The 4,719-nt window shown below is 57.3% G+C and carries 5 protein-coding genes; 3 read left to right on the forward strand and 2 right to left on the reverse strand.

All coding sequences use genetic code 11. The annotated features are described in order from the left end of the window. Positions 1-526 precede the first annotated feature (526 nt). The 3 genes from V7665_RS13045 (at position 527) to msrA (ending at position 3,168) form a co-directional block, all read left to right on the forward strand. The gene (locus tag V7665_RS13045) at positions 527-1,729 is read left to right on the forward strand and encodes a pyridoxal phosphate-dependent aminotransferase (protein ID WP_335664971.1); all 1,203 of its coding nucleotides are present in this window, start codon (positions 527-529) and stop codon (positions 1,727-1,729) included. A 536-nt stretch (positions 1,730-2,265) separates the two neighbouring features. Further along, the gene (locus tag V7665_RS13050; protein ID WP_335664972.1) at positions 2,266-2,424 is read left to right on the forward strand and encodes a hypothetical protein; all 159 of its coding nucleotides are present in this window, start codon (positions 2,266-2,268) and stop codon (positions 2,422-2,424) included. A gap of 6 nt (positions 2,425-2,430) precedes the next feature. Then, positions 2,431-3,168: a peptide-methionine (S)-S-oxide reductase MsrA gene (msrA, locus tag V7665_RS13055; RefSeq protein ID WP_335664973.1), complete on the forward strand. Its 738-nt coding sequence runs from the start codon at positions 2,431-2,433 to the stop codon at positions 3,166-3,168. Between the two features lie 170 nt (positions 3,169-3,338). Here the strand turns inward: msrA and infC are convergent, their stop codons facing one another. Continuing rightward, the gene (gene infC, locus V7665_RS13060; RefSeq protein ID WP_335664975.1) at positions 3,339-3,878 is read right to left on the reverse strand and encodes a translation initiation factor IF-3; all 540 of its coding nucleotides are present in this window, start codon (positions 3,876-3,878) and stop codon (positions 3,339-3,341) included. A 136-nt stretch (positions 3,879-4,014) separates the two neighbouring features. Beyond that, a partial coding sequence (locus tag V7665_RS13065; protein WP_335664974.1) for a threonine--tRNA ligase occupies positions 4,015-4,719 on the reverse strand: 705 nt, incomplete at its 5' end.

Consider the following 4,719-nt stretch of genomic DNA (forward strand, 5'->3'; position numbering starts at 1 on the left):
CTATCAGGAAACGTTTGACGAAGCCAATATAGGTCACGCGAGCGGCGAATTGTTAGCGATTTCCCAGCACATCAATGCATTTTCCCAAAATATCGCCGATCGAAATGGTCTATAGTCACGGTGTGAACAATTTTCAGTCAACCAGTTATGATTAAAATATAGACAGGCAAAAAATCGAATAAGAAATCTTTGTGTCCTTCGCGGTTTCTCGGAACCCGTCGATGCGCGGTGGATCAAACCAACGCCAACCAAATCCGCTTTCCTGCGATCCCATCGCCATGATATCCCTCACGCCTTGGTCGACCCGCGCTGCGTCCGGGAAAACGCATTTTGGACCATTTTGAGCAGCGGGAGGTTTCCAACTTATAACAGTGCAAAATTTGTCAAGATTGCCGGGCAGCAGCAAGTGCGATCGATGGTAGCGCCGCTGCGTTCAGGAAAAATCGCCTCAGCCGCATTCTCCCTGTTGCAGTGCAGCACCAATGATATTAGGCAGTCAGGCTAATTCCTTGCGACAGGACCTCCCATGACCATGATCTCCAAAGCTCTCGGACGCATCCAACCCTCTGCCACCATGGCCATGACCGGTCGTGTCAGCGAACTGAAAGCGCAGGGTATCGATATTATCGGCCTGTCCGCTGGCGAACCGGATTTTGACACGCCGGATTTTATCAAGGAAGCGGCGATCAAGGCGATCCGCGACGGTGAGACGAAATATACCGTCGTCGACGGCACCATGGAGCTGAAAGAAGCGGTCGCGGGCAAATTCCTGCGCGACAATAATCTGACTTATGCGACCAACCAGATCACCGTGAACAGCGGCGGCAAACATACTTTGTTCAACGCGCTGGTGGCGACGCTGGACGAGGGCGATGAAGTGATCATCCCGGCGCCTTATTGGGTCAGCTATCCCGACATCGTCAATTTTACTGGCGGCACGCCGGTGATTGTCGAGGCTGGCGCGGACCAGGGTTACAAGATCACCCCGGAACAGCTGGAAGCGGCGATCACGCCGAAAACCAAATGGCTGATCCTCAATTCGCCCTCCAACCCGACCGGCGCAGCCTATAGCGCGGACGAGCTGAAGGCATTGGCCGCAGTCATCCTGCCGCACAAGAATGTGATGGTGATGACCGACGATATGTACGAGCATATCTGGTATGCCGATTTTCCCTTTTCGACCATCGCCGAAGTCTGCCCCGATCTTTATGATCGCACGCTGACGGTCAACGGCTGTTCCAAGGCTTTCTCGATGACCGGCTGGCGGATCGGTTTCGCCGGTGGTCCGGTCTGGCTGATCAACGCGATGCGCAAATTGCAGTCGCAGTCGACCACCAACGCCTGTTCGATTTCACAGGCGGCGGCAGTGGCTGCGCTCAATGGTCCGCAGGATTTTCTGATCGAGCGCAACGCCGCTTTCGAACGCCGCCGTGATCTGGTGGTGTCGATGCTGAATGACACGCCGGGGCTCGAATGTCCGACGCCGGACGGGGCCTTTTATGTCTATCCCGACGCCAGCGGCCTGATCGGCAAGACCACGCCCAAGGGGCAGGTGATCAAAACCGACGAAGATCTGATCACTTATTTTCTCGATGAAGCGCAGGTTGCTGCGGTGCACGGTGCGGCCTTTGGCCTCTCACCTGCATTCCGGATCAGCTACGCGACCTCGGAAGAGATATTGACCGAGGCTTGCACCCGAATCCAGCGGGCCTGCGTTGCGTTAACCTAGGCCTCAGGCGCCGGGCGGGCGCATCTGCGCCCTTGGCTATCCTCCCCCGGATTAAATCCGGGGTCCGGGCGCGCAGTCGCGCTTGCCTTCCGCTTCGCGTCGGTTCGGCGCTCCCGCTATTGACTGGTTTCGAACCGAGGCGCAGCCGAGGCAAGGCCGACCGGCCGCCGCGCCTTATGGCGCGAAAGCCAAGCGGACGGATGTCCGCGCCCGGCGCTTGAGGTTTGAATATATTCGCTCACGCCTCCGACGGGGCGGGCTATCGCCCGACGCGCGGTCGCGCTTGCCTCGCTATGCTCGGTCGGACGCTCACAATATCGGTTAGTTTCGAACCGAGGCGCAGCCGAGGCAAGGCCGACCGGCCGCCGCGCCTTATGGCGCGAAAGCCAAGCGGACGGATGTCCGCGCCCGGCGCTTGAGGTCAAATTAATATGCCCTTGTGATCAGGTTCACAGCGGCGACAGGATAACTATATTAAAGGCTGTAACCAGCAGGCGGGATGGCTCGAATAGATAACGACCCCCAAGGAACCGACCATGATGAAATTTTTGAAATCCGATTTGACCTACAGCCTTGGCGGCGGCTTCATCGTCGGTGCATTGATGCTGTTTCTGATGCAGCCGGCAGAGCAGCGTACCGACCTCGGCAAGGATCTGTCGTCCACCGTCAGCGCGGCCGGCCAGTTGCTGAGCTAGATTGAAATGAGCCCGGTCCTTTCCAGAACGATAGCATTTGGTTTTGCTTTTGCCGCTTTCGGTGCGGTCTGGGCGGGCGTCCAGTCGACTCTGCCTGCGGATCAGCTGTCAGGCACGTCCTTTGTCGGTGAAGCCCATGCGGCGGAGAAAGCGACGATCATCCCGATGCCGCGTGTTAGCGCTGCCGAAACCGGAAAGCGCGCCGTGGCGATTTTTGCCGGCGGCTGCTTCTGGGGTGTCGAGGGTGTGTTCGAGCACACAAAGGGCGTGATCAGCGTATCATCCGGCTATCATGGTGGTACGAAACGCAGCGCTTCCTACCAGCTGGTCAGTGCCGGTCTCACCGACCATGCCGAGGCGGTGCGCGTGGTCTATGATCCGCAGCAGATCAGCTATGACAAGCTGATGCAGATTTTCTTTTCGGTCGTGGCCGACCCGACGATGCTCAACGCCCAGGGCCCCGATCGCGGCAAACAATATCGCAGCGCGCTGGTGCCGATGAATGCCAGTCAGGCGAAAACGGCCCGCGCCTATATCGCGCAGCTGGAAAAGGGGCGCTACTGGGCGCGCCCGATCGTGACCAGGGTAGAAGCGTATAAAGCCTTTTATCCCGCCGAGACCTATCATCAGGATTTCATGCAGAAAAACCCGCGCCAGGGCTATATTGTCCGCTGGGACAAGCCCAAGCTGGCCAATCTGAAGCAGCATTTTCCGGCCCAATATCGGGCAAAGCCCGCATCTTGAGCCAGCCAGCCATTTAACCGACTGTTAGCTTTGCCCTGTTATGTAACGGAGCAACAGCAGAGGCAGAAATGGTAAACCACAATTTTGAAATCCTGATCGCAATCACCGGGCTGGTGACGGGTTTGGCATTTCTGTGGATCGCGCGAATCGACGCCCGCTAGGCCGCGAATCTATTTCGGGCTGAGTACCATCAACATCTGACGGCCTTCCAGCTTCGGATAGGCTTCGACCTTGGCGGTTTCCTTCATGTCGTTCTGCACTCGCACGAGCAATGCCATGCCGAGCTGCTGATGCGACATTTCCCGGCCACGGAAGCGCAGAGTCACCTTCACCTTGTCGCCATTGTCGATGAACTTGTTCACGTTGCGCATTTTCACATCATAATCATGATCGTCGATATTCGGACGCATCTTGATTTCCTTGACGTCCTGCACCTTCTGCGTTTTGCGCGCAGCATTGGCCTTTTTCTGGGCTTCATACTTGAATTTGCCGACGTCGAGATATTTCGCAACCGGGGGCTGCGCATTGGGAGAGACTTCGACCAGGTCGAGTCCAACTTCTGCCGCACGCTCGATCGCTTCGCTGGTTTTCATTACGCCAAGGTTTTCGCCCTTGTCGTCGATAACCCTGACGGTATCGGAATTGATCAGATCGTTGAAGCGCGGGCCGCCTTTGACGGGCGGCGTGGGGCGGCGAGGGGGTGCAGCTATGTTAAATACTCCTGAGTGGTTGTTTATGCAGGCTCATTAGCCGCAAAGCTTAGACGAATAAAGCCTTCTTGATGGCTAAAGACATATTAGCCACATAAGCAGTGGTTTGAATGCAACAGCTTCAAGGCCTATATCGTCACTGCGAGCCGGATTTCAAGTCTGGCGCCAGCGCTTCGCTCTGCAACATGGTCACCACTTCATCGAGGGTCAGAAATTCCTGTTCCTTCTGGCCAAGGCGGCGCAGCGCAACCTTGCCTTCCTCGGCTTCGCGCATGCCAACCACCAGTATATTGGGCACTTTTCCTACCGAATGCTCGCGCACCTTATAGTTGATCTTCTCGTTGCGCAGATCAGCCTCGACCCGGATTCCGGCGGCTTTCAGTTTCGCAACCACCTCCTCGGCATAAGGATTGGCGTCGGTGACGATCGTGGCGACAACCGCCTGGGTTGGCGCCAGCCAGAGCGGCAGCTTGCCGGCATAATGTTCGATCAATATGCCGATAAACCGCTCGAACGTCCCCAGAATCGCACGGTGCAGCATGACCGGGCGGTGGCGGCTGCCATCTTCGCCAATATAGCTGGCGTCCAGCCGTTCCGGCAACACCGTGTCTGCCTGTATGGTGCCGACCTGCCAGGTGCGGCCAATCGCGTCGGTGAGGTGGAATTCCAGCTTGGGCGCATAGAAAGCCCCCTCGCCGGGCAATTCTTCCCAACCATAATCTTCGGTTGCGCGGCCTGCTTTCGCAACCGCCTCGCGCAGGATTTGCTCGGACCTGTCCCACTCTTCGTCCGACCCAAAGCGCTCGTCGGGACGAAGCGCCAGCTTGATCTGATAATCGGC

This window comes from Parasphingorhabdus sp. (assembly GCF_036964675.1).
Lineage (GTDB): Bacteria > Pseudomonadota > Alphaproteobacteria > Sphingomonadales > Sphingomonadaceae > Parasphingorhabdus.

Bases quoted from the DNA above. Each gene is read 5' to 3' on its own strand.
- V7665_RS13050 (WP_335664972.1), top strand. From the start codon at position 2,266: ATGATGAAATTTTTGAAATCCGATTTGACCTACAGCCTTGGCGGCGGC.
- V7665_RS13045 (WP_335664971.1), top strand. From the start codon at position 527: ATGACCATGATCTCCAAAGCTCTCGGACGCATCCAACCCTCTGCCACC.
- msrA (WP_335664973.1), top strand. From the start codon at position 2,431: ATGAGCCCGGTCCTTTCCAGAACGATAGCATTTGGTTTTGCTTTTGCC.